The 23,215-nt window shown below is 58.0% G+C and carries 26 protein-coding genes and 3 tRNA genes; 9 read left to right on the top strand and 20 right to left on the bottom strand.

Features of this window, described 5'->3' with window-relative positions; all coding sequences use genetic code 11:
- Positions 1-42 precede the first annotated feature (42 nt).
- Together JZ00_RS05925 and JZ00_RS05920 are read right to left on the bottom strand one after the other, a co-directional pair.
- Entirely contained in the window at positions 43-1,215 is a 1,173-nt protein-coding gene (locus JZ00_RS05925) for a zinc-dependent alcohol dehydrogenase (protein WP_039588771.1), read from the bottom strand.
- Entirely contained in the window at positions 1,215-2,054 is an 840-nt protein-coding gene (locus JZ00_RS05920) for an SRPBCC family protein (RefSeq protein ID WP_039588770.1), read from the bottom strand. The genes JZ00_RS05925 and JZ00_RS05920 overlap by 1 nt, the downstream gene beginning before the upstream one ends.
- Positions 2,055-2,391: 337 nt before the next feature.
- Between JZ00_RS05920 and JZ00_RS05915 the strand changes: the two genes are divergently transcribed.
- Together JZ00_RS05915 and JZ00_RS05910 are read left to right on the top strand one after the other, a co-directional pair.
- Positions 2,392-2,465 (top strand) — tRNA-Cys (locus tag JZ00_RS05915).
- Between the two features lie 194 nt (positions 2,466-2,659).
- Positions 2,660-2,746, top strand: a tRNA-Leu gene (locus tag JZ00_RS05910).
- Between the two features lie 339 nt (positions 2,747-3,085).
- Here JZ00_RS05910 and JZ00_RS05905 read toward each other — a convergent pair.
- Complete coding sequence (locus JZ00_RS05905; RefSeq protein ID WP_039588769.1) at positions 3,086-3,448, bottom strand: NUDIX hydrolase; 363 nt, start codon at positions 3,446-3,448, stop codon at positions 3,086-3,088.
- 265 nt (positions 3,449-3,713) lie between these two features.
- Here JZ00_RS05905 and JZ00_RS05900 point away from each other — a divergent pair, with 265 nt between their 5' ends.
- Together JZ00_RS05900 and JZ00_RS05895 are read left to right on the top strand one after the other, a co-directional pair.
- The gene (locus JZ00_RS05900) at positions 3,714-3,902 is read left to right on the top strand and encodes a hypothetical protein (RefSeq protein WP_325917692.1); all 189 of its coding nucleotides are present in this window, start codon (positions 3,714-3,716) and stop codon (positions 3,900-3,902) included.
- Between the two features lie 94 nt (positions 3,903-3,996).
- Entirely contained in the window at positions 3,997-4,224 is a 228-nt protein-coding gene (locus tag JZ00_RS05895) for a PLD nuclease N-terminal domain-containing protein (protein WP_039588768.1), read from the top strand.
- Between the two features lie 24 nt (positions 4,225-4,248).
- Here the strand turns inward: JZ00_RS05895 and JZ00_RS05890 are convergent, their stop codons facing one another.
- The 3 genes from JZ00_RS05890 to JZ00_RS05880 all read right to left on the bottom strand — a co-directional run bounded on the left by JZ00_RS05890 (position 4,249) and on the right by JZ00_RS05880 (position 5,481).
- Positions 4,249-4,674 carry a hypothetical protein gene (locus tag JZ00_RS05890; protein WP_039588767.1) on the bottom strand — a complete coding sequence of 142 codons (426 nt, stop codon included), beginning with the start codon at positions 4,672-4,674 and terminating at the stop codon, positions 4,249-4,251.
- A 169-nt stretch (positions 4,675-4,843) separates the two neighbouring features.
- The gene (locus JZ00_RS05885) at positions 4,844-5,074 is read right to left on the bottom strand and encodes a hypothetical protein (RefSeq protein WP_039588766.1); all 231 of its coding nucleotides are present in this window, start codon (positions 5,072-5,074) and stop codon (positions 4,844-4,846) included.
- Positions 5,075-5,226: 152 nt separating this feature from the next.
- A complete protein-coding gene (locus JZ00_RS05880; RefSeq protein WP_039588765.1) occupies positions 5,227-5,481 on the bottom strand; it encodes a DUF6555 family protein in 255 nt (84 codons plus the stop codon).
- Between the two features lie 228 nt (positions 5,482-5,709).
- Between JZ00_RS05880 and JZ00_RS05875 the strand changes: the two genes are divergently transcribed.
- Positions 5,710-6,609, top strand: a complete 900-nt coding sequence (locus JZ00_RS05875) for a polysaccharide deacetylase family protein (RefSeq protein WP_039588764.1) — start codon at positions 5,710-5,712, stop codon at positions 6,607-6,609.
- 113 nt (positions 6,610-6,722) lie between these two features.
- Positions 6,723-6,914, top strand: coding sequence for a DUF2188 domain-containing protein (locus JZ00_RS29955; protein ID WP_082112044.1), 192 nt, complete (start codon positions 6,723-6,725; stop codon positions 6,912-6,914).
- 51 nt (positions 6,915-6,965) lie between these two features.
- Here the strand turns inward: JZ00_RS29955 and JZ00_RS05870 are convergent, their stop codons facing one another.
- From JZ00_RS05870 to JZ00_RS29950, 5 genes are all read right to left on the bottom strand, one after another.
- Positions 6,966-8,759: a DAHL domain-containing protein gene (locus JZ00_RS05870; RefSeq protein ID WP_039588763.1), complete on the bottom strand. Its 1,794-nt coding sequence runs from the start codon at positions 8,757-8,759 to the stop codon at positions 6,966-6,968.
- Between the two features lie 262 nt (positions 8,760-9,021).
- On the bottom strand, positions 9,022-9,876 hold the full coding sequence (locus JZ00_RS05865) for an SPFH domain-containing protein (protein ID WP_039588762.1): 855 nt from the start codon (positions 9,874-9,876) through the stop codon (positions 9,022-9,024).
- A gap of 377 nt (positions 9,877-10,253) precedes the next feature.
- On the bottom strand, positions 10,254-11,162 hold the full coding sequence (locus JZ00_RS05860; RefSeq protein ID WP_039588761.1) for an amino acid ABC transporter substrate-binding protein: 909 nt from the start codon (positions 11,160-11,162) through the stop codon (positions 10,254-10,256).
- 51 nt (positions 11,163-11,213) lie between these two features.
- Positions 11,214-12,542, bottom strand: coding sequence for a putrescine-ornithine antiporter (potE, locus tag JZ00_RS05855; RefSeq protein ID WP_039588760.1), 1,329 nt, complete (start codon positions 12,540-12,542; stop codon positions 11,214-11,216).
- A gap of 77 nt (positions 12,543-12,619) precedes the next feature.
- On the bottom strand, positions 12,620-12,790 hold the full coding sequence (locus tag JZ00_RS29950; protein ID WP_235433053.1) for an Orn/Lys/Arg family decarboxylase: 171 nt from the start codon (positions 12,788-12,790) through the stop codon (positions 12,620-12,622).
- A 452-nt stretch (positions 12,791-13,242) separates the two neighbouring features.
- Between JZ00_RS29950 and JZ00_RS05850 the strand changes: the two genes are divergently transcribed.
- Positions 13,243-13,587 carry a potassium channel family protein gene (locus JZ00_RS05850; protein WP_039588759.1) on the top strand — a complete coding sequence of 115 codons (345 nt, stop codon included), beginning with the start codon at positions 13,243-13,245 and terminating at the stop codon, positions 13,585-13,587.
- A 75-nt stretch (positions 13,588-13,662) separates the two neighbouring features.
- Here the strand turns inward: JZ00_RS05850 and JZ00_RS05845 are convergent, their stop codons facing one another.
- From JZ00_RS05845 to JZ00_RS05835, 3 genes are all read right to left on the bottom strand, one after another.
- Positions 13,663-14,739 carry an AI-2E family transporter gene (locus JZ00_RS05845; protein WP_039588758.1) on the bottom strand — a complete coding sequence of 359 codons (1,077 nt, stop codon included), beginning with the start codon at positions 14,737-14,739 and terminating at the stop codon, positions 13,663-13,665.
- A 330-nt stretch (positions 14,740-15,069) separates the two neighbouring features.
- Positions 15,070-16,260 (bottom strand): cation:proton antiporter, encoded by a 1,191-nt coding sequence (locus JZ00_RS05840; protein ID WP_039588757.1) that lies wholly within the window; start codon positions 16,258-16,260, stop codon positions 15,070-15,072.
- Positions 16,261-16,692: 432 nt separating this feature from the next.
- Positions 16,693-16,780: transfer RNA gene (locus JZ00_RS05835), tRNA-Ser, on the bottom strand.
- A gap of 124 nt (positions 16,781-16,904) precedes the next feature.
- On the opposite strand from JZ00_RS05835, the gene JZ00_RS05830 reads away from it, so the two are divergent.
- A complete protein-coding gene (locus JZ00_RS05830) occupies positions 16,905-17,576 on the top strand; it encodes a Bax inhibitor-1/YccA family protein (protein WP_039588756.1) in 672 nt (223 codons plus the stop codon).
- 113 nt (positions 17,577-17,689) lie between these two features.
- Here the strand turns inward: JZ00_RS05830 and JZ00_RS05825 are convergent, their stop codons facing one another.
- From JZ00_RS05825 to JZ00_RS05815, 3 genes are all read right to left on the bottom strand, one after another.
- Positions 17,690-18,064 (bottom strand): response regulator transcription factor, encoded by a 375-nt coding sequence (locus JZ00_RS05825; protein ID WP_039588755.1) that lies wholly within the window; start codon positions 18,062-18,064, stop codon positions 17,690-17,692.
- Positions 18,065-18,164: 100 nt separating this feature from the next.
- Positions 18,165-18,815 carry a response regulator transcription factor gene (locus tag JZ00_RS05820; protein WP_039588821.1) on the bottom strand — a complete coding sequence of 217 codons (651 nt, stop codon included), beginning with the start codon at positions 18,813-18,815 and terminating at the stop codon, positions 18,165-18,167.
- Positions 18,775-19,908: a sensor histidine kinase gene (locus tag JZ00_RS05815; RefSeq protein WP_046509194.1), complete on the bottom strand. Its 1,134-nt coding sequence runs from the start codon at positions 19,906-19,908 to the stop codon at positions 18,775-18,777. The genes JZ00_RS05820 and JZ00_RS05815 overlap by 41 nt, the downstream gene beginning before the upstream one ends.
- A 393-nt stretch (positions 19,909-20,301) precedes the next feature.
- Between JZ00_RS05815 and JZ00_RS05810 the strand changes: the two genes are divergently transcribed.
- The gene (locus JZ00_RS05810; RefSeq protein ID WP_039588754.1) at positions 20,302-21,243 is read left to right on the top strand and encodes a LysR family transcriptional regulator; all 942 of its coding nucleotides are present in this window, start codon (positions 20,302-20,304) and stop codon (positions 21,241-21,243) included.
- A 19-nt stretch (positions 21,244-21,262) separates the two neighbouring features.
- Here the strand turns inward: JZ00_RS05810 and JZ00_RS05805 are convergent, their stop codons facing one another.
- The 3 genes from JZ00_RS05805 to JZ00_RS05795 all read right to left on the bottom strand — a co-directional run bounded on the left by JZ00_RS05805 (position 21,263) and on the right by JZ00_RS05795 (position 23,213).
- Positions 21,263-22,282: a GlxA family transcriptional regulator gene (locus JZ00_RS05805; protein WP_039588753.1), complete on the bottom strand. Its 1,020-nt coding sequence runs from the start codon at positions 22,280-22,282 to the stop codon at positions 21,263-21,265.
- Positions 22,283-22,392: 110 nt separating this feature from the next.
- Complete coding sequence (locus JZ00_RS05800) at positions 22,393-22,797, bottom strand: cupin domain-containing protein (RefSeq protein WP_039588752.1); 405 nt, start codon at positions 22,795-22,797, stop codon at positions 22,393-22,395.
- A gap of 122 nt (positions 22,798-22,919) precedes the next feature.
- Entirely contained in the window at positions 22,920-23,213 is a 294-nt protein-coding gene (locus tag JZ00_RS05795; RefSeq protein ID WP_039588751.1) for an antibiotic biosynthesis monooxygenase family protein, read from the bottom strand.
- Positions 23,214-23,215: the final 2 nt, after the last annotated feature.

The following is a 23,215-nucleotide window of genomic DNA, read 5'->3' as shown; positions in this document are numbered from 1 at the left end:
TCCGTGGCGAGGGAGCCTAAACCCTCGCCACGGGATCGCCCTTCACTCCGGCCGAAACACCGCCCGCAGGCAATCCTGGCGTTTCTCCTTGAACATCGCGTAGCCCTCAACCGATTGCTCCAGGCCCATGGGATGAGTCAGGAGATAGGAGGGGTCCAGTTCGCCTTTCTGGATGTGTTCGAACAGCCGCTTCACGTAGCGCTGTCCCGGTTGCTGGCCGGAACGCAGGGTCAGTGCCTTGTTGACAATCGCCCCCATCGGGAACTTGTCCAGCAAGCCGCCGTACACTCCGACCACCGATACGGTCCCACCTTTGCGACACGCGCGTATCGACTGGCGCAGCACGGTTCCGCGCTCGGTGTGCAAGCGCAGCATCTGCTTGGTCTTGTCATAGAAATAATCCACTTCGGTGCCGTGGGCTTCCATGCCGACGCAATCGATGCAGCGATCCGGTCCGCGGCCGCCAGTCAATTCCAGCAGGGCGGCGTGCACATCGGTGGTTTCGTAATTGAGGGCGATGGCGCCGGCCTTTTCCTCGGCCAGGCGCAGGCGATCGGCAAAGCGGTCAATGGCGATCACCCGCTCGGCGCCGAGCAGGTAGGCACTGGACATGGCCATCAGCCCGACCCCGCCGCACCCCCAGACCGCCACCGTATCGCCGGGCTGGATATCGGCGTTGTCGGCGGCAAAGAAACCAGTGGGCACCGCATCGGAGACGAACACAGCCTGTTCGTCCCTGACGCCTTCGGGAATGGTGAACAGGTTGACGTCGGCGAAAGGCACCCGGATATAGGTGGCATGGCTGCCGGCATAACCGCCGAACGCATGGCTGTAGCCAATGATGCCGCAGGCGGGTTGACCGTAGGCGATGTCGGTGGCGGTAGGGTTCGGATTGGAGTTGTCGCAGCAGGAAAAGTCCGAGCGCTGGCAATGCTCGCATTCGCCGCAGCCGACAATCGACACCGTGACGACCCGGTCGCCTTTCTTGATTTGCGTGACAGCCGAGCCGGTTTCCACCACTTCGCCCATGAACTCATGTCCAATGATGTCGCCGGCCTGCATCGTTGGCACGTAGCCGCCCAGCAGGTGCAAATCCGAGCCGCACACCGAGGACAGGATCACCCGGACGATGGCATCGCGGGGGTTGAGGATGGAAGGGTCGTCGACCGTCTCGACTTGCAGTTTATTGGGGCCTTGCCACGTCAATGCGCGCATCAGACGGTACCTCCATCAAGTTCGGTTTTGTCAGTGGATGAGTCATTGGCCGATGCTCGCGTCGCGCTGGACGCCGGGTGCACGAAGAGGAAATCCTTCGTCTGTGGATCGCGCATCTTGTTGGTGCTGATTTCGCCTGTTTCCAACTGCTGCTTGATGCTGCGCAGCACGTTCAAAAGGGCTTTGTCGGAGAACCGGGAGATGGCGGCGGCGAGGGCATAGCCGGCCGTGCCGAGGGGCGTTTCGCATGCCACGATGACTTTGATCTGCGTACCGCGACCGGCCGGCGCATCGCTGAAATGCATCTGGATATCGTGTTTGAAGCGCCTGTCAGGGCCGGCTATCCAGTGCAGCTTGCGGCCTTCCTTGGGTTCGCACTGTTCGACGTCGCAGTGCAGCGTCTTGTCCATCGGCCCATGGGCGACCCAGCGATAAGTTCGTTCGCCAATCTGCTCGATGGCGTCCACCCAGGGCATGAGAGCACCCAGGTTGGCCGGGTTGCTGCAAAACCCATAGACCTCATCCCTCGGCTTGCCCACCGTGATGCTGCGGGATATCACCTTGCTGCCGTCCCAATCGCGGTCCTGTTCGAACGTCTGCTCGAAGGGGCTATGCGTCAGCGCCTGCTTGACCCTGCATGTGCCGGAGTAGGCACGCCAGGCCGCGCATGCGCCAAACAGCACTTGCGACCAACCCTTGAGCCCTCCCTGGCGCAGTCCGTTGGCAAGCAATAACGTTCCGGCCGCCAACGAGACCAGTCGCTCCGGCGTGCCGAGATTGGGGTGTGAAGAGGTGGGCACCGGAGCGCGGCTCGCCACCAAGTGTGGTCGTTCAGTCATGATGGTTCTCCTTGCTGATCCAGGGGACGACATAACGAATGAACCGAGGCGAAGGAGGTTGTTCCGTTGGGGTCACGGGTTTCCCGATGAGCCGGAGGCCGCTGGTTTCGGCTCGCCGTGTTGCGCTGGGAAAAACATCCCAGGGGTCGACCGCCTGGCAAATTTTTTTGAAATCAAGGGGTTGTCAGCCTAGGCAAATGAGTACATAATTGCGCCCATCGAATGCATCGAGGCGTAAAAAACTTCAATGTTTTCAAGGAGATAGCTCGCTATTAGCGGCTTTATCCGGATAAGTTTTTATCCGCAGGGTGTGGTTGTATTGCATCAGGCGTATTGAGGCCGAATAGCAAAATGGTTATGCAGTGGATTGCAAATCCACCTACGCCGGTTCGATTCCGACTTCGGCCTCCACTTTTAAAAAGCTCTGTAGATTCATGATCTACAGAGCTTTTTTGTTTACGGGGCAATGAAAGGTTTTGTCTTGAAAAGGGCATCGGCCGCCTTGCTTCACCCGGGAGGGATGTATATATTTCCCCCTCTGTTGCACCAGCCTCGATCCTGCCAGATGCCTATCTGCCAGTGTCGCACGGCTTGACCGCGCTACCGCCCGAATGGCGAAACTGGTAGACGCATGGGACTTAAAATCCCCCGCTCGTAAGGGCGTGCCGGTTCGATTCCGGCTTCGGGCACCATCCAAGATCAAGGGTTTGCGAGCGAAAGCTGATGCAAACCCTTTTTCGTTTCAGGCGGAGGCTGCTGGGGGGAGTGTGCTGTCAGTATTCCGACTGTAGGGATTTTCGGCCCGCCAAGAGCGCCAGCCATACAAACGCCGACATCCAGACGTAGAACCCATAGCTGTAGCCTGTGATGGTTATTCTTCTGGCACCATCATTCCATGCGCTTGTATACATGAGCGACGAGAGGCCGAAGACTATGGCGCACAAAGAGAACGAGAGACTGCGCCGTGCGCTCTTCTGTGTTTTTTTGTCAGGCCGACGCTACAGTCCATGCTTACTCAAGCTCGACAGCGCTCACAATCTGCGCCGAAACGCCTCTAATATCTCTCGCATGCCTTTCTTCATCTGCAACTGGGCAATGGCATCCAACGGGTGCCACACACAGTCGCTGATCTCATTCTGTGGCCTGGCGGCCGTTGAATCATTGACCGCAGCCTCGAACACGTGGTGTTCGGTACCGCCTTCGCTGACGTGCATCAGGTAAAGCAGGTTCTCGGCACTCAGTCCGGTTTCTTCCGCCAATTCCCTGAGAGCGGCGTCGGCGTGGGTTTCGCCGCGCTCAACGGTTCCGCCTGGCAACGCCCAGCGGCTTTTTGGTTTTCGCACCAGCAGAATGTGGCGGTCTTCTTCGCAGATGACGGTCGCTCGAATCTTCATAACCTTGTCCAGCCTCGACTGTCATTAAAGTGCAATATAACTGCAATATTTGAGCCTTGCTCCTTTGGAGTGTTCAAACCAATAGTTTTCGCTCATGTCCATGGGACCGCCCTGAAAGGGGAAAGGCTTCGTTTATTTCACGAGCGGTTGGAAAACCTGGAGGTAGGGCCGCGCGAACGACCGATCATCGCCAAAAATGAATCAGCGCCGAAAAAACGTATCAATGTTGGGTGGACGAGCCGGCCCTGGTATGGGGAAGCGAGGAATGATGACTACCGTTGAAGATTTCAAAGTCAAATCCCATGAGCTTTTGGTTGAACTCGATACAGCCACATCAGAAATGATGGCGTTGATCTGTGTCCATCAAATGTCCGGGACGGCCTGGGACGAGGCTGTCCGGCGTCAACACGAGGCCTATGAACAATGGGTCGCCTACCTCAACGAGCGCGTGTAGCTGCACGATCGTCAACAGCAACAGCAAGACAGATTCTTTGAACGGACCTGGCGCGGTCATGCCTAATCCATAGACTGACAAGAGGATTGAGGCCATGTCTGAACTAGCCAGTTATTTCTGGATTGCCGTTGCCGTGTTGATATTGCTCGTGGACCTTTGGGCGATCGTCAGCGTCTTTCGCAGCGACAAATCGGCCGGTACCAAGGCGGGATGGGCGCTGCTGCTGATTATCTTGCCTGTGTTGGGCTTGATCGTCTGGGGAGTGGCCGGGCCGCGGGGCGTCAAGAATCCGCCTTCGTCCCCAGAGCACAGCAAGGGTTGACGCCCTGAAATGCGAACCACCCGGTCAGCGGTTTTTCCATTGGCCGCCGGTGGTTTCGCAGTCTTTTTGTGCCTGCTGGACCTGTTGCGCACTGTAGTAGTACCAAGTCACCTGCGCATTGTCCGGGATATTCGCCGAGCCGCCGCTTCGGTCCTTGCTGGTGGAGTGTGGGTTGGCCAGCGCTTCTTGGGTCAACCTCGCCTGGCATGTGGCCACGTAGCCCTCGGCACACCGTTCGACCGGTTTCTTTTCGGTGCTCAAGGTTCCTTTGCTTTCGTTGCTGCATGACCAGCCGATGGATTCGGAAGGGACGCCCTTGTATTCATAGCAACTGCGGGTTTCGATTTCCGCTACTGCCTGGCTTTGGGATCGGGTGATGACTTCACAACCTTGCGCCATCACAGTGGCGGGGCAGGCGCAGGCGATCAGCAGCAGGACTCTGGCATTCATGTTGGTTCTCCCTTATGACGGCTCTTGCATCGATACCTATCAATATCGAGGTGCAAAAGTACGCCGTCGTTCCATCGGTTTTACGGCCGGTGGAGTTCAGGGCAACCGGTGTGGCAGGTCGTTAACGAAACGTTTCATTCACTAAGCTTTTCCTCAACGAAACTTATCCTCAACGAAACTTGGGCAACGGACGGTCCACCGGTTTCAGTGACGACAGGGCGCTCTGGATCGATGGGGCATCCTTCTCGATGTCGTTGAGTCGATCGCGGATGCGAACTGCGGCGGGGTGTCCGCCCTGGTGGTCGACCCAGTCGGCGATTTCCTTGCAGGCGGCTGTCAGCCGCGCCTGGCGCGACTCCAATAAGGTGAGCAAGGTGGTGATGGACTCTTTTTCGGACATGTCACACCTCCATTTCAAGGTTGGATGAGCCAGCACGAAACCCGTCGACAAGGACGGGTAACGCTGCATTAAGCGTAGTTGGATTATTTCGACTCTGTTGAAATCCGGCGCACGACTGGACAGTCGGTGCACCGGAGCGCGTCATATCGTGTTCAGCCGGACTCCTTGACCCAGGATGGCGCGACGGAGGCTCGCCAGCGCACATCGGTAATGCCATATTTCTCTGCCATGGGTTTGGAAACCCGCTTGACCTTCTCCCTGCCGAATTTGGGTATGCGCCCAACACCCGCGTCGCAACTGGCCCAATGCCAAGCTTCGGAGTTATTCATCACTTCAGCGCGAATGATGAAAGACTTGGGCTCGCCATGGAGCATGTAGTCGATGATGTAAAGCGATGGACCGCCCATAAATCCTCCCTAATTGATCCTATACGGATGGATACGGAGCCGTTCGGAAAATTCCATCTGATTTCCAGACGGTCAAGATCGGGGGCCGGGGAGGGGACGCTGTCGGTGGCGAAACAACCGTGCTCACGGTGTGGAACCAAACCCGGGTAACCTTCTCCAAGGTGAGCTTGAAAGCACCGGTGCCAGGGATCAAAGGCGACGTAACGTGGCATTGAATAAAGGCAAGACATGAACAACTTCGCCAGGGCGCTGGTCATGGCGCTGCTCGCCGTACCGTTGTCGGGGTGCATTGGCCCGCCCATCGAATTGACCCCGCAAACCGAGCAGCATTTGCGCGTCCAGGCCCCCATTCGATTCCTGCTGACATTCGATGACGGCCCCAGCGCATCGTCGTTCTGGAATCCGAGCATGCAGGTGCTGGACGCCTTGGCGCGGAACCCGGTGCAGCCCGGGATAAAAGCGGTATTTTTCCTCCAGACGCGGGCGCCGCGAGCCGGTGGCAGCGAAATCGGCCGCTCGATCATGTATCGCGAGCATTCGCAGGGCCATGTGCTGGGCTTTCATACCGCGACCCATTGGCACACCAACCATCGCTTCCTGGATCCGGCAGAACTGGAGCAGTCCCTGGGCAACGGCGCCAACGATATCGCTGCGATCACAGGCGCGCCGCCAAGCCTGGTACGACCTCCATTCTGGAGTTTCGACAGGCGCACGTTTGCCGCTTATCAGCGACACGGTATGCACGTATTGCTGACGGACTTGAGCGCCAATGATGGCAAGGTCTGGGGTATTACGATGAGCCCGAGGCGGCGGATGAACCTGACCCGCCAGCTTTCCGAAGTGCGCGAGCGCATCGCCGGGGGACAACTGCCCACCGTGGACGGTGTGATACCCATCGTCGTGACGTTTCACGACCTCAATCGCTATACCGCTCGTCACGCCCGTGAGTACCTGCAAATCCTTCTCGACAGCGCGAGGGAGACCGGCCTCAGGACCGATGCGAAGCCTTTCTACGACGACCGCCGGGCCCTTGAGCGAGCGGCCTTGGCTCGCTCGGTTCGCGACACCTCCCAGCCCGTGCGCCTGCCGGGTTTGTGGGATTGGCTATGGGATTCGGACTCCCATTGAGCCTCACGAATGATCAGCGTGCCAGCGAATGACTCGACGCCCGGTAGGCACCGATCGCCGAACCGGGAGTAAGGTAGGCAGCGTAACCCGGTACTTTGCAGGAGGTGATGACCATGAGTACTGCGATGCTGACGAAACTGCATATCAATGGCTATGACGTACTCAGCGTAAACAGTGGACCTTGGCGAGTCTGTACCCAGGCTGATCGACTGGGCTCCTTCACTTCACGGGAGGAAGCGCTGGCCTATGCCGCTGCGCTGCCTGCCAGGAGACGCCGTAGCGCTCCGTCCGGGAACATCAAGTAGCCTGGCGGTTCCTTCAGGTGGACAGGGATGTCCGCCGTGCGGTCAACCAGCTCACGCGCCTGCGAGCTCCAGGGGGATTTCCAGAGTGAACAGGGCGCCTTGTCCTGGGCCCTCGCTGTACGCCTGGAGGCGGCCATTCATCTCGACGGCTGCCAGGGCGCAGCTGTGCAGGCCAAATCCATGGCCTTCCTTGCGGGTGGTGAATCCATGATTGAAGATCCTGGCCTGGTTTTCCCTGGAGATCCCTTCACCACGGTCCTGGACGCTGATGTGTAATGTCGTCTGGTCCACGATGCGGATCCCTAGCGTCATTTCCCGTGGATGCTCAACGTTGGACATGGCGAACTTGGCGTTGCTGATCAGGTTGATCAGGATCAGCAATAACCGGTGCTTGTCGCCCAGGATCACAGGGGTGTCCTGGTAATCCTTGATCACGGTGACGTGATGCCGGCTCAGGGATCCCGAATTCATGCGCAGCGCATCTTCGAACAGATCGGCGACGTTCAGCGGCTCGATCAGCCTCGCAGCCCCGGCATAGGTTTGTTGAGTGGTGACGATTTCCTTGATGTGATCGATGCTTTTGGTCAGTTGTGCAAGTTCGTCGATGAGCAACGCTTGTTCGGCGGCGACAGAGTCCACCAATTCATTGAAGTAGCGGGGCAGTAACTTGCCTTTTTCGTCCTCGGTGATGAACTGGCCCAGGTCCGTTGCATGTTCGTTCATCATCTTCACCGCCTTGCCCAGCCCTTGTGTCTTGCTGTTTTTCAACTTGCGGGTTACCAGGTCCGCCGAAATATTCACGCTGTTAAGAACGTTGCCGACGTTGTGCAACACGTTCGTGGCGATTTCGGCCATGCCTGCCATGCGAGCGGCATCCACCAATTCGCGTTCGGCGGCTTTCAGCTCGCGGGTGCGCTCCTGGACGCGTTCTTCCAAGTTGTCATTGGCAGTCTGCAGTTCACGGTTGATCTGGTTGATGACCGAATAACTGCGCACTAGCCGAACGGCGAGGTAAATCATCAAGAGCGCCATCAGGCCCGCGCATACCGCCAGGTACATATGGTATTTACGGTCCGTGGCGGCAGTCCTGCGTTGCGTTTCGTTCAGCAACTCGTTGATGCTGTCCAACTCCTGGGCGACCGGGATGACACTGATACGATCCAGCAGATCGTTGACCCGCGGTTGTTCCTGGATGATGGTCTTGACGTGCTGTGTCAGTGAGAAAAACGTGGGCTGGTAGGAGGAGGGCAGTTGCTCGATCTGATATTCGAGTTCGTTTAACTGGTCCTGCACTTCCTGTGCTTTGTCGGACGTGACGTAAAGCGCGTATTCGAGGGTCGTCAGCGTCAGGTCGAGGATGTTGGAGGCAGCGGTCAAGCGCGCAATTTCTCCGTCGGCCTTCATGTCGTTCAACAACGTCTGGATCTTATCTTCTACCGTCGGCATTTCGTCCAGGGATGCCCGCAGCTTGGCGTTGTGTTGCTCGAATTGCTCCACCAGCAAGCGCTTGTTCTGGACTGCGTCCACATAACCTTGGCGTCTCGACGCCCAGAGGGTCGCCAGCGGGCCGGAATTGTTCAGGCGCTCCAATTGCTCCCAGCGAGCCTGTGCTTCAGGCGGCGGGGTGAGCGACAGGTTGTTGTTGACGCCGATTTTCTTCCTGAGGATTTTGACATTCCAGTTGGCGTCGGCTTGTTTGAGTTGGCGAATGAAGTCCCGTGATTCGAAATAGGTCGCGGAATCGTACGTGTAGGATTTGACTAAAAAGAAGATCAGCGCAGAGAAAACAACCAGGGCCGCGGCCAACAGCGCGGGCCACTTGTACTTCTTTATGAGGACCGTCACATGTTTCTCCTGTCCAGGACGAATGCCGAAGCAGGGTTTGGCGATGAAAAACGTTTATCGGGACGAGCGGCGGGGAAAGGAAGATAGCGGAACAATTGCGCTGGTATTTTGCCTGGATACACGTAGAGCTCCCTGCTAACGGTGAACATCGGGTCGTCAGTGACCCAAGTGTAGCGTCAACCGGGCGGGGCGACGTTGCTGTTCGCCGGCGCTGTGCAGGGTAAATAGAGGGCGCGGCCAGGATTGACCGCGCCGGGGGAGGTTACTTCAGATCAATGAATGGCAGCGCACTGTTGGGCAGCATAGTGGTAGGCAGCTGGCCGTTCCAGCGCTCGGCCTTGGTCAGCTCCACCAGGTTCTGGTTGCTGGACAATGCTTGGGCGCGGGCCTTGATCGCCTCTGCCTCCGCCTTGCCACGCAGTTCAGTGGCGAGGGCGTCCGCCTTGGCCTGGGCCACTTGCGAATCGGCTTCCGCCTGGGCCTGGGTGACGCGAATCTGCGCCTGGACCTGCTCGGTGGCGAGTTGCTGCTCGCGAGTCTTGACCTGCACTTCCGCAGCCATGCGCGCTTCGATGGCCTTTTCATAGGCGTCACTGAAGTCAATGTTTTCAACCTGGACGCTGTCGATGATCACCGGCCCGGTAATCGTCGATTTGATCGCAGCGGAAATATCGTTGACCAGTTGGACGCGATTCTGCACCGCGGCGACAGCGTTGAACTTGCCGAACACGTTCTCCACCTGGGTTGGCACCTGCCGGCTGATCATGCGGTCGCGAATGCCTTCCAGGTCCTTGAACTGGGTATAGACTTTCGCCACGTCGGAAGGCGCGATGTGCCAGGACACGGACACCTTCAGCTCGGCCGATTGCTGGTCCTTGCTGTAGGCTTGCAAGTCGTCGTAGGAAGTCACTTGGCTCTGCGTGCTGATCAGGCGCACCGATTCAATGAATGGCGTCTTGAACGACAGCCCCGGTTCAACCACTCCGACCAGCGCGCCGTTGCGCAGAAGCACGCCGCGTTCGGTTTCATCAACCGTGTACCAACTGCCGAAGAAAACAAACAACAGGGCCACGCCGATAATGGCTGCGCCGATCGAACCGATGGTTTTACTGGTCACTTTACTTTCCTTGAGCGGTTTAGGAGATGGCATGCACTGTTTCCTTTGTGAAGACCGTCACTGTTTTTTCAAACGCCAGACACGAAAAAGCCCTGACAAGTCAGGGCTTTACTTAATAAGAAGGCGGATGCGATGGAGTTAGAACTCGTGGACCTGTTAGGGTCGACGCTTTTCAAGACCTTTGCCTTAAACCACTCGGCCACCTTCGTACTGCGTTGCGGCCGTCATGATACCCGAGTGAAACACACTGTCAAACTTTCTACGTAGCCCAATCCACGACCTATTTATCAGTCTGTCGGCGTTTGGACTTTGGGCATCCGCATCAGTTATCTCCGTAGTTCCGTCGTGTGCTAGCCATGCCGGACATGATTAGTGTTTCAATCCGGTATCGCATAAACCTTGAACAATTTTTTGGCCGTGTCGCTGGCTCCGCCCAGATGTTTGTCGAACGCCTGCTCGATCTCGCCGGAGCGATACATTTCACTTAGCGTCGTGTCGACCAGCAAACGGAAGTCCTCGTCGTCTCGGTCTACTGTCATTACCGTGGGGGCATACTCAAAAATACGTTCCAGCAGAATCAGGTTGGCGTCTGGATAACGCGTACTAAGGAGATTGTTGAGCATCAGGCGCTCAGCGAAGAAGGCATCGGCTTTTCCGTCGGCAACCAGTTTAAGGCCTGCGTCTGTGTTCTCGACGGTGACCAGATTGGCTACCACGCCCAATAATCGCAGCTGATGACGGATCCACGTGTCGGTGATTCCGCCTGCGATGGCGGCATAGGTTTGGTTCGACAGACCACGATTGATAGTCGCTCGCCACGTTGGCCCGGTATGGGCAACCTTGCCATTGAGCACGTTGAGCAACGCCGGTGATGCATCTTGGCGCACCACTACCGAGAGACCGGCTGTGTAGATCGGAACTGAGTAACTGACCGTCTTGCGCCGCTCAAGTGTGGGGGCGGTGGGTGTACAGAGAATGTCCACCTTTCCTGAACTGACGGCACTGACCTGTTCGACGCCCGAGACGGGCTGGTAGCGAATTTCCAGCTCGGGCAAACCCAACTCGGATTTGACCCTGTCGGCGATTTTCAGGCAGAGATCCATTGCATAACCGCTGGCTTTATCGGTGGCCTGAACGCTAAAAGGCGCGAAATCCGGCACATAGCCGAGGGTGAAGGCATTGCTCGCTCGCACTCGCTCAAGCGTATTGGCATCGGCCAGCACCGGTACCAGCGCCAGCAGACAAACGAGCAGCAGATTCTGGGTCTTGGTCGGTTTGACGTTCATATCCTGGTTCCCTGAATTCAGATGTGTTGAGTGCAGTCCTGAAGACAACGGTCAAGGCTGGCCAGCGGTTGGAGCGGCTCCGACGAAACGTTTGGCCAGGAAACCGTAGAGCAGGTAGCCGAAAACCAAGACGAGGCTGCCGCCGAATACGGCATCTGTGCCGCAGGCATACAGCGCGTATAAGGAATAGGCCACCGCGACCAGCAAAAGCGTTGTGTTGCGGAGGTGTATGCCGACACCAACCTTGGCTTTGTGCATCATTACCAGCAGGCCGGTCGCGGCCGTCACGTAGGGAATCAGATTGGTCACTGCCGCAAGGCTGACGAGTTTTCCGAATTGAGCGCTGGCATTGGGCGAAATGGTCGATAGCGCCAACAAGGTCTGCAACACGCCACAGACCAGCATTCCGACTATCGGGGCATTTCGTGCATTGACCTTGGCGAACAGCTTGAGGAACATTCCCTGGTCAGCCGTCATCTTGGCTGTTTGCGCCAGGGTAAACTGCCAGCCCAGTAGCGACCCCACACACGCCATTACCGCCAGCGCCATGACGATGTTGCCGACCGTGGGGTTGAACATGTGGGCGTAGACCAGCGCAAAAGGCGCCGATGAGTTGGCAAGCTCTGCGTTGGGTATGATCCCCTGAATAACGGTAGTCGACAGAACGTAAACCACTGCCGCACCCAACGTGCCGAACAGGCAAGCCAAGGGTACCGTGCGCTTGGGGTCTTCCACTGCATCGGAGGCCTGTGCTGCTGATTCCATGCCGAGAAAAGCCCATAAGGTCAGGGGAATTGCCTTGCTGATCGCTTCGGAAATTGGCAGGTCGTTAGGGTTCCACGCGGCAACCAGCAAATCGGGTTTGAACCAGAACCAGCCGATGATGCTCAAGCCTGCGACCGGGATGATTACACCCCACACGGTAATCGCACCGATCTTGCCGGTGATACCAGGGCCGCCGAAGTTGGCCACGGTAGTCAACCAGAGCAAGCCGACCGTTCCGGTGAAAAGCGGAATGGCGCCACTGCCCAACCAGGGCACGAATGAGGTCATGTACCCCACTGCGGAGATGGCAACCGCGACGTTGGCGATGGCCAGCGAAAGGAAGTACAGATAGGAGCAGAGAAAAAACCCGGATTTGGCGTGTGCCTCTTCGGTATAGGCAGATAAGCCGCCTGAGCGCGGACAATAGATGCCGCACTGGGAAAAGCAGTAGGCGATGGCCATGGAGCCGACGGCGGTGACGATCCATGACAAGAGTGAAACGGCACCGAGTTGAGCCATGCTCGTCGGCAGCATGATGATGCCTGAGCCCATCATGTTCACGGTCACCAATGTGGTGAGCCCCATAAGGCTCATTTTTTTGCTTGAGTCGGCCATCGGGAACTCCTTGATCTGCTCAACGCATTGACCCCGGTTCCGGCCCTTGAAAGGTCGTCGGACAGAGGGTTAGAACCCTAGTGTTTGATTACATGGACCTTGTAGATGAGTTGGCCTTGGCTATCGCGTTCGAGTTCCACGCCATGATTGTCATGCTCGAAGCCAGGGAAATGGCCATCGAACAGCTCCATCGCCAACAAGTAATCAATAATGGCCTTGTTATCAGTGCCGGCTTTTTCGCCGGGCATCATCAACGCAATGCCAGGCGGATAAGAGACGATCTGTACGGGGTAGTGCTGTGCCAGGTCGATGGGTAACCGTGTTCGCGGGCAACTATCAAATACCGTAGTGCGCTTATTTGTTCGCACAACCCCAGCGTAAAAAAATACTGCTTCATCAAAGCTGTGACGCCTTGCAGGTGCCGACCCTCAGCAGTCCACTGCGTTGCCTCAACGTCAGCGTGTCCTCGGTTGACCGAAAGACTATTGATAAAAATCAACAATCCTTGTCTTTTTATCCATCGTTTAATTATCGACATCTGACAATTGATATTTTTGCTCGATGGCTGCTCTACAGGCACATCGCACCAATGGTTTAGTTGGCTTTTGCGTCGGTTTCGAGAATGTGTGCCAAGCTTAAGGATGATAATCAAGGCTGCGGCATTCAGTTGCCGGCAAGGTAAACCTCAGGAAACCGTGACATGAACTTCGCCCATGCAAAGCACATCCGTCGTGAGTTCTACAAAACAGTGTGGTTCTATTTGCATGTGGTCTGGCCGATTCTGTCTCTCATCATCATTAGTATCGTGCTGATCGGCCTGATCATCAGCTATCTGGAAGCGTGGAGTCCTTTTGACGGCATCTATTTTGCCTTCGTGACGGGCTTGACCATCGGGTACGGGGACTTCGCACCAAAGCTGGTCATCACTCGTGTGCTTGCGATCCTGCTCGGTTTTAACGGCATCCTGATGACGGCGATATTTGCGTCGATCAGTATTCGGGCTATCGAGATTGCAGTACGGGCCGCAGAGCGGGACAAGCACTGACGTACCGGTTCCTCGCTCTTGCGAACGGGCCGAGTATTGCGACGGGGCGGAGCTGGGCCCCAACCAGGTTTTCGGCTAGTCGTCGGGCGCGCTACGCACCCACTGCCAAAAGAGCTGGTAACCGACAGCCAGCACCACCGGGCCGATGAACAACCCGATGACGCCGCTGGTGACCATTCCCCCCAATGCCCCGATTAACACCACCGGCATCGGTACATCGACACCGCGTCCCAACAATAGTGGCTTGAGTACGTTGTCTACCAGGCCGGCGACGAAGATGTAGATGGCGAACACAATGGTCGCCGTGCTGGCGCCTTCGGTGGCGAAAACGAAGACGATCACCGGGAGGGTAATGAGTGTCGCCGGTAGCTGAATGATGCCGATCAGCAGAACCGCGAGGGCCAGTAGACCCGCGCCAGGGATACCCATGATCACGAAACCGACACCAATCAGCAGCATCTGGATGAAGGCGATTCCGACCACCCCAAGCGCCACCGCACGGATTGTGGCAGTACACAGTCCAGCGATCTGCGGCCCTCTGATCGGACCGCTTAAGCGCGTAGCGATCTGTACCGCGCTGCGACTGCCGTTTTCTCCATGGGCCATGATTATGCCGGCGATGACCAGGGCGAAGATGAAGCTGATCAAGCCCATGCTGACCCCGGCGAGCTTGCTCAACAGTGCCAGGCTGATCCCTTTGATCTGCGGTACGAACTTGTACACCAGGTCCGGCAGGTCGGACGCTGCCTGTTGCCAGAGGTCATGCAGTGGTTTGCCCACGAGTGGCCAAGCGGCGATCGAATCGGGCGGCGGTGGAACATGCAGATTGCCGCTCTTGAGCAGACTTATGACACTGTTCACTGAGTCGGCGATGGAAGTGCCTAACAGATAGATCGGCACGGTGAGGATACCAATGGTGATCAGCACGATCAGCGTTGAAATGTACCCGTCCTTTTGCCCCAGCATGTCCTTCAGCCGACGCTGCAACGGATAAAGTGTAATCGCCAGGATCAATGACCAAAGCAACAGTTCCTTGAACGGACTGAAGATCTGGAAGCAGACAATCACCAGAACCGCAATCAGCCCTGCGCGAATCAGTACATTGAGCAGACTGTGAGAGAACGATCTCTCGGCGATCGGTGTGGGCTCCAATTGATTGCCTCCTGGTAGATGGCTGCAAAGGAACGAAGTTGATTAGCCCTCGCATGGATGCGCAACCGAGGGCGGAGGGCAACCTGTGCTTGGGCCGGGCGGTGCAACTGAGATTCAACTGTCCGGTTCGAACTGAACCCTTGGCGGCGAGCATGCCAGCCCTGGTTTGACGTTCATCTCCGACGGCATTGTCCAGGGCCTTCTTCGCAACTGCCTGGCAAGATTCATGTGCCCGACCGTATGCTGCCCCGCAAAGGTTGCTTGAACGAACGCGTAGCGCTCTTTGATCACAACGCTAGCATTCGCGAGCGGGGTGATTCCTGACAAAAATCAATGATCGTGGCGAGCCAGCCGAGCAACCCATGGGTTGGCCGTCAAGCCATGGAGTAACACGCTCAGGAAAACGGTACAGACGGCAACAGCTACCAAGGTATGGCTGGCTTCAAGGGGGTACTCCAATATCATGACGGCGAAGACAATGCTTGCCAGGCCTCGCGGGCCGAACCAGCCGATGAACAGCCGGGTTTCGAGATCGAAGCGGCTTCCTGCAAGGCTGATCAGTACCGGCAGTACGCGGATCACGGTCAGGCTGAGCAGCGCGTATAGCCAGACCTCCACGGTAAGGCTGCTCCAGGCCCGAGGAACTACCAGCGCGCCAAATACGACCCAGGTAACGACCGATAACAGGCTGGCGAATTCTTCGCTGGCCTTTAGCAGGTGATGCTTTTGCTGGGTAAACAGATAGCTGGCGAACAACCCGCCGACAAATGCGGCGATAAACCCGCTCCCGCCTATTGCTTGAGCTGTGGCAAAGCAAAGAACGGCTAAGCCGGGCAGCATCAGTTGTGACCACACGGGCGTCTGCCATTGATGTTGTCCAGAGTAACGCTGCAACCTCCAGGCGATAAGCGTCAGGACGACACCGGTCACCGCGCCGATGCCAAGCTCCTCGATAAACAGCAGCCCGGCCATCGAGAGGGGAGAACGTGTCTGTTCTTCGATCAGCAGCGCCAGGAACATCAGCAACACCGGAACACAGATGCCATCATTCAATCCGCTCTCTACATTCAACCCTTCACGCACGGACGCGGGAACCTTGGGATTGCTCACAACGGCCTTGCCCAGCGCCGCGTCGGTGGGCGCCAGAAGGGTCGCCAGTATTGCCAGCTCCAATGACGGTACCTGTGGAAACAACCAAATGCCCACCAGCCAGCCACTCAGCATGGTCAGTGGTAGCCCCAGCAGCAACAAGCGTAACGGTAGACCTTCGTATGCTTTTAGAGTCTTGAGGTTGGCGTTGGCGGCATCGCTGAAAAGAACAATTGCCAGTGTCAGCTCGGCCAGGATCCGTAGGCCGTCCTTGTCAATGCGAGGTTGCAGAATACCTAGAAACGCCGGGCCGAGAATCAGGCCGGCAAGCATGAACATCAGCGGACCATTTAGCAGGCGTGACTCGAAACGTCCTGCAAATATGCTGTAGGTCAGGAGGAACGCGGCAAGCAGGGCTAGGTTCTGATACATCGCTGACCTGCTCGTCCAGTGGATGTCGCTAGGGCAATGGCACGGCCATTGGTGTGCGCAGCTCGAGAATCTGAAACGAGACCATTCGATATGCACGGGGCTCTTGAATGCCCGATTTCATACCTGGATCGCGGGGTAAATTCTCGGTATGCCGTACTTCTTGCAGTCGACGTGACGTTGCTACCGAAATTGTAGGATTGAATCCGTGAGCTAGAAGATTTTTCTTTTATCTCTCCGTCTGGGATCAATGCATCCCTGACCAGCATGGACGTTGTCACCTTAAGACGGGTGACTACGAGCAAGTGCGAGTCAGGCGCAACATCCAGCCGATCCGGCGGACCCATAGGGAAACGATTACGCAAGAGCTGGAGGGAATTTCCTGGGCCCGGAAACGACAAAGCCCTGAATAATCAGGGCTTTGTCGTTAAAAGATGGCGGAGGCGATGGGATTCGAACTCATGGACCTGTTACAGTCGACGGTTTTCAAGACCGTTGCCTTAAACCACTCGGCCACACCTCCGTATTGCGTTGCGGGCGCCATAATACCCGAATGAAACACACTGTCAAACTCTCTACGTAGCTTGTTACAGAGCGTCTGTTATGATCGTTGCCACTGAATGTTTCAGAACCGGAGGAGTGTCGCCATGCGCGAACAGGATTACGCAGTGAACAACAGCGTGCAGGCTGAGCAGCTAGAGGTTAGCCGCGTCCTGCGCAACACTTATGGCCTGCTGGCACTCACGCTCGCTTTCAGCGGCGTGATGGCCTTCGTCGCACAACAGATGCGTGTCGGTTATCCGAACATCTTTGTCGTGCTGATCGGTTTCTACGGCCTTTTCTTCCTCACCAACAAGCTCCGCGATTCGGCCTGGGGCCTGGTTTCCGCCTTCGCCCTGACCGGTTTCATGGGCTTCCTGCTCGGCCCGATCCTCAACCGTTACCTGGGGATGCAGGGCGGCGCCGAAGTCGTCAGCTCGGCCTTCGCCATGACCGCCCTGGTGTTTGGCGGCCTGTCGGCCTACGTGTTGATCTCCCGCAAGGACATGAGCTTCCTGAGCGGTTTCATCACCGCAGGCTTCTTCGTGTTGCTGGGTGCGGTCGTGGCAAGCTTCTTCTTCCAGATCAGCGGCCTGCAACTGGCGATCAGCGCCGGCTTCGTGCTGTTCTCGTCGGTCTGCATCCTTTATCAGACCAGCGCCATCATCCACGGCGGCGAGCGTAACTACATCATGGCGACCATCAGCCTGTATGTATCGATCTACAACCTGTTCGTCAGCTTGTTGCAGCTGTTCGGCTTGATGGGACGCGATGACTGATATCCTTGGATATCTGTTTCTGGCGTGAGCTGTCGAGTTGAAGACGGCGCCTTTTCCGGATAGGAAGGGCGCCGTTTTTTTTCGTCAGCACCAACGGTATACACAACACCACGTCAAGCCAGACGACCAAGCACCGATTCAATACAAGCAATCAGTTCGGCGCAATTGAACGGCTTGGGAAAAACCGCTACCGGCCCCGTTCCTCCGGGCCTCGCTCGTGGCGGTACAGCGGGAAGACCGGTGATGAAAATAAGCGGAATCTCGATGCCGCGAAGACAAAGCTCATCGCTCAGTTGGGTGCCAGTCATTTCCGGCATCTGGATGTCCGACAGCAAGCACGCGGTGTTCTCAAATCCACCTGAAGATAGAAAATCGATGGCGCTGGCATACGTCCTGACGCGATAACCGTGGGAGCGCAGCAACCCATCCAATGCAACTCGAACCGATTCATCGTCATCGATGATTGAAATAATTGCGGTGTCGGACATTTCGAAACCTGGCAGTAATGTCAGGTCGCCATAAAGGCGCCCCCATCACTGCAAGATACGCGGTCCAAAGGCCGCGCCTAGTATACGTGGGTATGAACTTTCAATGACCGCGATCCAGGTCCAGTGCCTGGGCCATGCGCACCAGCTCGGCAAACGAGCGCGCGCCCATCTTGCGCATGGCCTGGCCACGATGGATCTTGACGGTGATCTCGCTCAAGCCGATTTGCCCGGCAATCTGCTTGTTCATCAGCCCTGACGCGGCCAATGCCATCACCTGGCGTTCCCGGGCGGTAAGACTGGCGTAGCGGTCGTGGAGCAACTGCCGGCTGCGTTCGGACTCTCGGCGCAATCGGTCGCGCTGGTGGGCGGTGGACACCGCATCGATCAGGTCCTGTTCGCGAAAGGGCTTGGTCAAGAAGTCCACGGCGCCGGCCTTCATGGCGCGCACCGTCATGGCGATGTCGCCATGGCCGGTCATGAATACGATCGGCAGATGAACGTTGGCACTCGCCAGTTGTTGCTGGAAATCCAGGCCGCTGATGCCGCGAAGGCGCACGTCCAGCAACAGGCAACTGGGTGTGTCGGCGCGCGGATGGCCCATGAAATCCGCAACCGAGTCGAACAGTTCGACCCGCAGGCCGATGGAGCGTAGCAAGCTGCGAAGTGCTTCGCGCAGCGATGGATCGTCATCGACCACATAGACGATGGGCTCAGTGGTGAGAGCAGGGTTCATGGCGTGGCTTGGGTTCATCGACAGCGTCCTTGGCGGGGCATGCAGAGGGAAGTAGCGGCAACGAAAACGTGAAGGAGGTGCCTTGGCCCACTGCGCTGGCGGCCCAGATCCTGCCCTCATGGAAGTCCATGATGGAGCGACAGATGGAAAGCCCGATGCCCAGGCCGTTTTCCTTGGTGGTAAAAAACGGGACGAACAACGAGGGCAGGACCTCTTCATCGATGCCGACCCCCTGGTCCACGATCTCCAGCAGCACCTCATGCGCTTGTGTCCAGGTGCGTATGCGCAGGACTCGGTCGCGCACCTTTATCGCCTCCATGGCGTGGCACGCATTGATGATCAGGTTGATGATCACTTGCTGCAGCTGCACGCGGTCGGCGTTGACCCGGCTTGCCGTCGCTGCGAGGTCCGTCTTCACACTGACTCTGTGAAGGACCAATTGCTGGCGCACCAGGTCGAGGGATTCGTTGACAATCTCGTCCAGGTTTTCAGGCCGGCGCAGCGGATCGCATTTGCGCGCCATCGCTCGGGTACGATTGATCACTTCACTGGCGCGACACGCGTTGGTGGCGATCCGCTCCAGCGAGTCGAGGGCTTCCTTGAGGTCTGGGACCGGACGATCCAGCCAGCGACGACATGCCTCGCCGCTGCTGGTGATGGCCGTCAGTGGTTGGTTGACTTCATGGGCTATGGATGCGGCCATTTCTCCCAGGGAGGTCAACCGGGTGGCGTGGGCCAAATGAGCCTGGGCCTCGATCAGGTACGCCTGGTTGTGCCGCAGGCTGTCCGAGGCCTGCTTGCTGCGCAGCGCCAGGAACGCGATGGCAGACAGGGCCGTCAGGCAGCGGAAGAAGCCCGTGATCGATTCCCATCGGTGATAGCCGCCGTTGTACAAGAACGTCGTCGTCAGCAGGAACATGCACATCAGGGCAACGGTGATCACCAGGTTGATGGAAAACAGATTCGCCGCCATCAGCAGCAAGGTGATGTAGAGCAGCGTCGGCGCCAGGTCGGAATGGGTTTCGGAGTTGATAATGACGATCCCGCAGGCCACCACCAGGCCGACGGCCCAGCCCAACGCATTGACCAGCGGGTGAGTGCTGACTGCCATTGAAGGCCCCGACGCCTTTGGGCAAGGGGTATGCCGCAGGCTTTGGTAGACGTTCCTGAGCATTTTGGCGGGTGTGGGCACGCTGCAATCCTTCTATTTTTCTGGTCCACCCCCCCGGTGAAGGAAGAATCGGGGGGCATCGGTACCGGATCTTAAAAGTTGCCCTCGGCCCGGGGTAGGACATAAAACCCTGAAATCCTGCCAACGCTGGCAGTCATCCTCCATACCCAGGTTTCGATGACTCGACCCAAAGGGTGGGCCGAGCGTCCTCCGGTACAAGAGACTCCCACCGGTCCTTGGCTTAACCTTCAAACATTCCATCGCGTCGGCCCTGCAAGACGTTCCGGGTGCGACTTTCCTTGATTCAACGGCCCTGTGCCTGGAATGACTACCATGATGAACAGAAATGACCTGCGTCGTGCTGACATCAATCTGCTGGTTGTCTTCGAAACGATGATGCATGAGCGAAACGTCACCCGCGTGAGCGAGAAGTTGTCACTCGGTCAACCGACTATCAGTGCCGCCCTGGCGCGTTTGCGCCTGATGTTCGACGACCCTTTGTTCATCCGCGGGGGCCGGGTCATGGAGCCGACCTCGCGCGCAGAGGAAATCTTTTCCAACCTGACTCCCGCGCTGGACGGAATCGCCGCCGCCTTGAGTCGCTGCCAGGCGTTCGACCCCGCCACCAGCGACGCCACATTTCATGTCGGCTTGTCCGATGATGTCGAATACGCCTTGCTCCCAGAACTGTTGCACCGCCTGCGCATCGAGGCGCCCGGCACGACGCTGGTGGTACGCCGCGCCGATCAATGGCAAATGTGCCAGTTGCTGTCGTGCGGCGAGATTACCGTGGGGATCAGTCACACCCTGGAGTTGCCCGCCAATGCCCGGCGCAAGACATTGCGACCGATCCGGCCCATGCTGTTGCGGGCGGATTCGCGTCCCGGCGAATTGTCCTTGGATGAGTTCTGCCGCCGACCCCACGCCGTGGTTTCGTCCATGGGGCATGTAATCGATGACTCGGACCGGGCATTGAGCCAGGCGGGCCGGCATCGGCGGGTGGTGCTGACGGTGCCGCAGTTCAGCGCGTTGCCGAGGTTGCTGGCCGGCAGCGACATGATCGCTATCGTGCCCGACTATGTGGCGCAGGCCATGGCGATGGCGACGGACTTGCGTGCTGAGGCAGCGCCGATTCCGCTGCCAGAGCATGAACTGACGATGGTCTGGCGGGGGACGTCCCATAATGATCCTGGGGAGCGCTGGTTGCGTTCCCGGTGCTGCGCGTTCCTTGCCGAGCTCTCCGATTCCCGGGCCCCAGCTCGCCGCGTGGCTTGAAGCAATAGCACCGTTCGCTTCAACGGGAGAAACGGCTGCGATACTCACGAGGTGAAACCGAGAGGTGGCGCTGGAAGGTGTTGCGCATTCGCTCTTCGTCGCCAAAGCCGCATGTTCGGGCAATCTGGTCGATGTTGCGCTCGGAATCCTCCAGCAATCTGCGCGCGGCTTCGAGGCGGAACATTTCGACAGCCTTGGCCGGGGTTCGCCCGGTCTGGAGCTTGTAGACCCGGGCGAAATTGCGCGGGCTCATCCGTGCCTGCCGGGCCATTCGCTCGATGGTCAGGTCGGCCTCGTCCAGGTGCTCGGCCAGCCAGGCATGCAATTGATCGAACCCGGCGCTGTCCTGAGTCTGCGACAGCAACAATTGGCTGAACTGGGCTTGCCCGCCGGGGCGCTTGAGAAATACCACCAATTCCCGGGCCACTTGCAACGCGACGTCGCGACCGCAGTCTGCCTCCACCAGCGCCAGGGCCATGTCGATGCCGGCGCTTACACCCGCCGAGGTCCAGACCTTGTCCTGTTGGACGAAGATGGCGTCGAGGTCCACTTCGACCAATGGGAAGCCGCTCTTGAGCATTTCGCACATGGCCCAATGCGTGGCGGCTCGGCGCCCATCGAGCAAGCCGGCCTGGGCCATCAGGAAGGTCCCGCTGCACACCGACGCCGTGCGCCGGGCCCTGGCGGAGGCCTCGCGCAGCCAGTCCACCAGCTCGACACAATCAATCATCGCCTGACGGATATTCGGGGCGCCGGGCACGATCAGCGTGTCGATAATGGCGCCGTCGAACTGGCGCAGGGACGCCGTTTCCACGACCAGCCCTTCGGCGGTCTGCATCAGTCCGCCGCCCAGGCTCGCGGTGTGCATCTGATAACCCGGCCGGCCGCGCTCGGCCATGGCTTTGGTCGCCGCCCAGAACACGGTCTGGGCGCCGGTCAGGTCGAGCAAGCCCATCTGCGGGTAAGCGAGGAACACCAATGCGCGCGGTTGAGACATCGACTCGGTGACGATGTGGATGTCATGGGTCATCTCGTTCATGGTCGCGTCGACTCGGTACGGGCGTCGTGAAGGGGAGTTTACTATCATCGCAGATCGAGACGGCCCACGGGGGCGCAGGCAGCTGACGGGCCTGTCCGGCCTCGACATGCTCAGTTCTTGAGCGGAATCAGCACGGCTTCGTCCTCGCCCATCACCATGAACACCAGGAGTTTGGCCGGTTGGGTGGCGCTGGCGTTCTTCGACACCAGATGCTCGGAACCGGCTGCTTCGTACCAGAACTCGCCAGCCTTGTAGGTGATGGCCGGTTCGCCCTTCACTTGCGAGGTTATCGCGCCTTCGAGCACATAGGCCATGGCCGTGCCTTCATGCTTGTGGGCAATGGACGACTGGCCCGGTCCATAGTCGACGGTAAGCATCATGGCTTTCTTGCCGGGCAGGTTCTTCAACAGTTTTTCCTGGAGTACCTGTACGTTTTCCGACGGCGCGGTTTCGTGGGCATAAAGCGGGGCAATGGGAATCAGGCTCAGGGCGGCGAACAAATAGAGCGATTTCATCGGGCAGTACCTCTGGGGGGGCGAATGAGTTCCCGTTCACCCTAAGCCCCAAGGTACCGGGGACAAACGTCCAATTTTTTGAAAGATGCGTAGACCACCCATGGCGAGGGCGTAAGCGTAGGTCAGACCACCGGGAAACTGTTGAAATCCACGCTTCGAGCCAGGCGGCTTTCGATCAGGCTGATGAAACCCTGGACTTCGGGACAGTTGAAATGTGCTTGCATGGCCGCTTCCGATTGCCAGCGGGCGCTGACGTTCCAGCGCTCGTTGTCTTGCGGGCAGCGGTCGACCATATAGGCGTCGCAGCCTGGCAAGGCTCGCAGGGTTTCGACGATTTGCTGCAGCTGCCGGCCCAGTTCTTCCGAGCGCCCGGTAGCGGCCTGCACCTGAACGGTATTGATTACTTGGCGAGACATTG

It is taken from the genome of Pseudomonas frederiksbergensis, from assembly GCF_000802155.2.
Classification (GTDB): domain Bacteria; phylum Pseudomonadota; class Gammaproteobacteria; order Pseudomonadales; family Pseudomonadaceae; genus Aquipseudomonas; species Aquipseudomonas frederiksbergensis_A.
This window is presented reverse-complemented; position numbering and strand designations above follow the sequence as displayed.

What these genes read in the sequence shown, in the direction of transcription:
- JZ00_RS05925 (WP_039588771.1), bottom strand. Translation starts at nt 1,215, where the DNA reads ATGCGCGCATTGACGTGGCAAGGCCCCAATAAACTGCAAGTCGAGACG.
- JZ00_RS05920 (WP_039588770.1), bottom strand. Translation starts at nt 2,054, where the DNA reads ATGACTGAACGACCACACTTGGTGGCGAGCCGCGCTCCGGTGCCCACC.
- JZ00_RS05905 (WP_039588769.1), bottom strand. Translation starts at nt 3,448, where the DNA reads ATGAAGATTCGAGCGACCGTCATCTGCGAAGAAGACCGCCACATTCTG.
- JZ00_RS05900 (WP_325917692.1), top strand. Translation starts at nt 3,714, where the DNA reads ATGATGACTACCGTTGAAGATTTCAAAGTCAAATCCCATGAGCTTTTG.
- JZ00_RS05895 (WP_039588768.1), top strand. Translation starts at nt 3,997, where the DNA reads ATGTCTGAACTAGCCAGTTATTTCTGGATTGCCGTTGCCGTGTTGATA.
- JZ00_RS05890 (WP_039588767.1), bottom strand. Translation starts at nt 4,674, where the DNA reads ATGAATGCCAGAGTCCTGCTGCTGATCGCCTGCGCCTGCCCCGCCACT.
- JZ00_RS05885 (WP_039588766.1), bottom strand. Translation starts at nt 5,074, where the DNA reads ATGTCCGAAAAAGAGTCCATCACCACCTTGCTCACCTTATTGGAGTCG.
- JZ00_RS05880 (WP_039588765.1), bottom strand. Translation starts at nt 5,481, where the DNA reads ATGGGCGGTCCATCGCTTTACATCATCGACTACATGCTCCATGGCGAG.
- JZ00_RS05875 (WP_039588764.1), top strand. Translation starts at nt 5,710, where the DNA reads ATGAACAACTTCGCCAGGGCGCTGGTCATGGCGCTGCTCGCCGTACCG.
- JZ00_RS29955 (WP_082112044.1), top strand. Translation starts at nt 6,723, where the DNA reads ATGAGTACTGCGATGCTGACGAAACTGCATATCAATGGCTATGACGTA.
- JZ00_RS05860 (WP_039588761.1), bottom strand. Translation starts at nt 11,162, where the DNA reads ATGAACGTCAAACCGACCAAGACCCAGAATCTGCTGCTCGTTTGTCTG.
- potE (WP_039588760.1), bottom strand. Translation starts at nt 12,542, where the DNA reads ATGGCCGACTCAAGCAAAAAAATGAGCCTTATGGGGCTCACCACATTG.
- JZ00_RS29950 (WP_235433053.1), bottom strand. Translation starts at nt 12,790, where the DNA reads ATGCCCGGCGAAAAAGCCGGCACTGATAACAAGGCCATTATTGATTAC.
- JZ00_RS05850 (WP_039588759.1), top strand. Translation starts at nt 13,243, where the DNA reads ATGAACTTCGCCCATGCAAAGCACATCCGTCGTGAGTTCTACAAAACA.
- JZ00_RS05840 (WP_039588757.1), bottom strand. Translation starts at nt 16,260, where the DNA reads ATGTATCAGAACCTAGCCCTGCTTGCCGCGTTCCTCCTGACCTACAGC.
- JZ00_RS05830 (WP_039588756.1), top strand. Translation starts at nt 16,905, where the DNA reads ATGCGCGAACAGGATTACGCAGTGAACAACAGCGTGCAGGCTGAGCAG.
- JZ00_RS05825 (WP_039588755.1), bottom strand. Translation starts at nt 18,064, where the DNA reads ATGTCCGACACCGCAATTATTTCAATCATCGATGACGATGAATCGGTT.
- JZ00_RS05820 (WP_039588821.1), bottom strand. Translation starts at nt 18,815, where the DNA reads ATGAACCCAAGCCACGCCATGAACCCTGCTCTCACCACTGAGCCCATC.
- JZ00_RS05815 (WP_046509194.1), bottom strand. Translation starts at nt 19,908, where the DNA reads ATGGCAGTCAGCACTCACCCGCTGGTCAATGCGTTGGGCTGGGCCGTC.
- JZ00_RS05810 (WP_039588754.1), top strand. Translation starts at nt 20,302, where the DNA reads ATGATGAACAGAAATGACCTGCGTCGTGCTGACATCAATCTGCTGGTT.
- JZ00_RS05805 (WP_039588753.1), bottom strand. Translation starts at nt 22,282, where the DNA reads ATGAACGAGATGACCCATGACATCCACATCGTCACCGAGTCGATGTCT.
- JZ00_RS05800 (WP_039588752.1), bottom strand. Translation starts at nt 22,797, where the DNA reads ATGAAATCGCTCTATTTGTTCGCCGCCCTGAGCCTGATTCCCATTGCC.
- JZ00_RS05795 (WP_039588751.1), bottom strand. Translation starts at nt 23,213, where the DNA reads ATGTCTCGCCAAGTAATCAATACCGTTCAGGTGCAGGCCGCTACCGGG.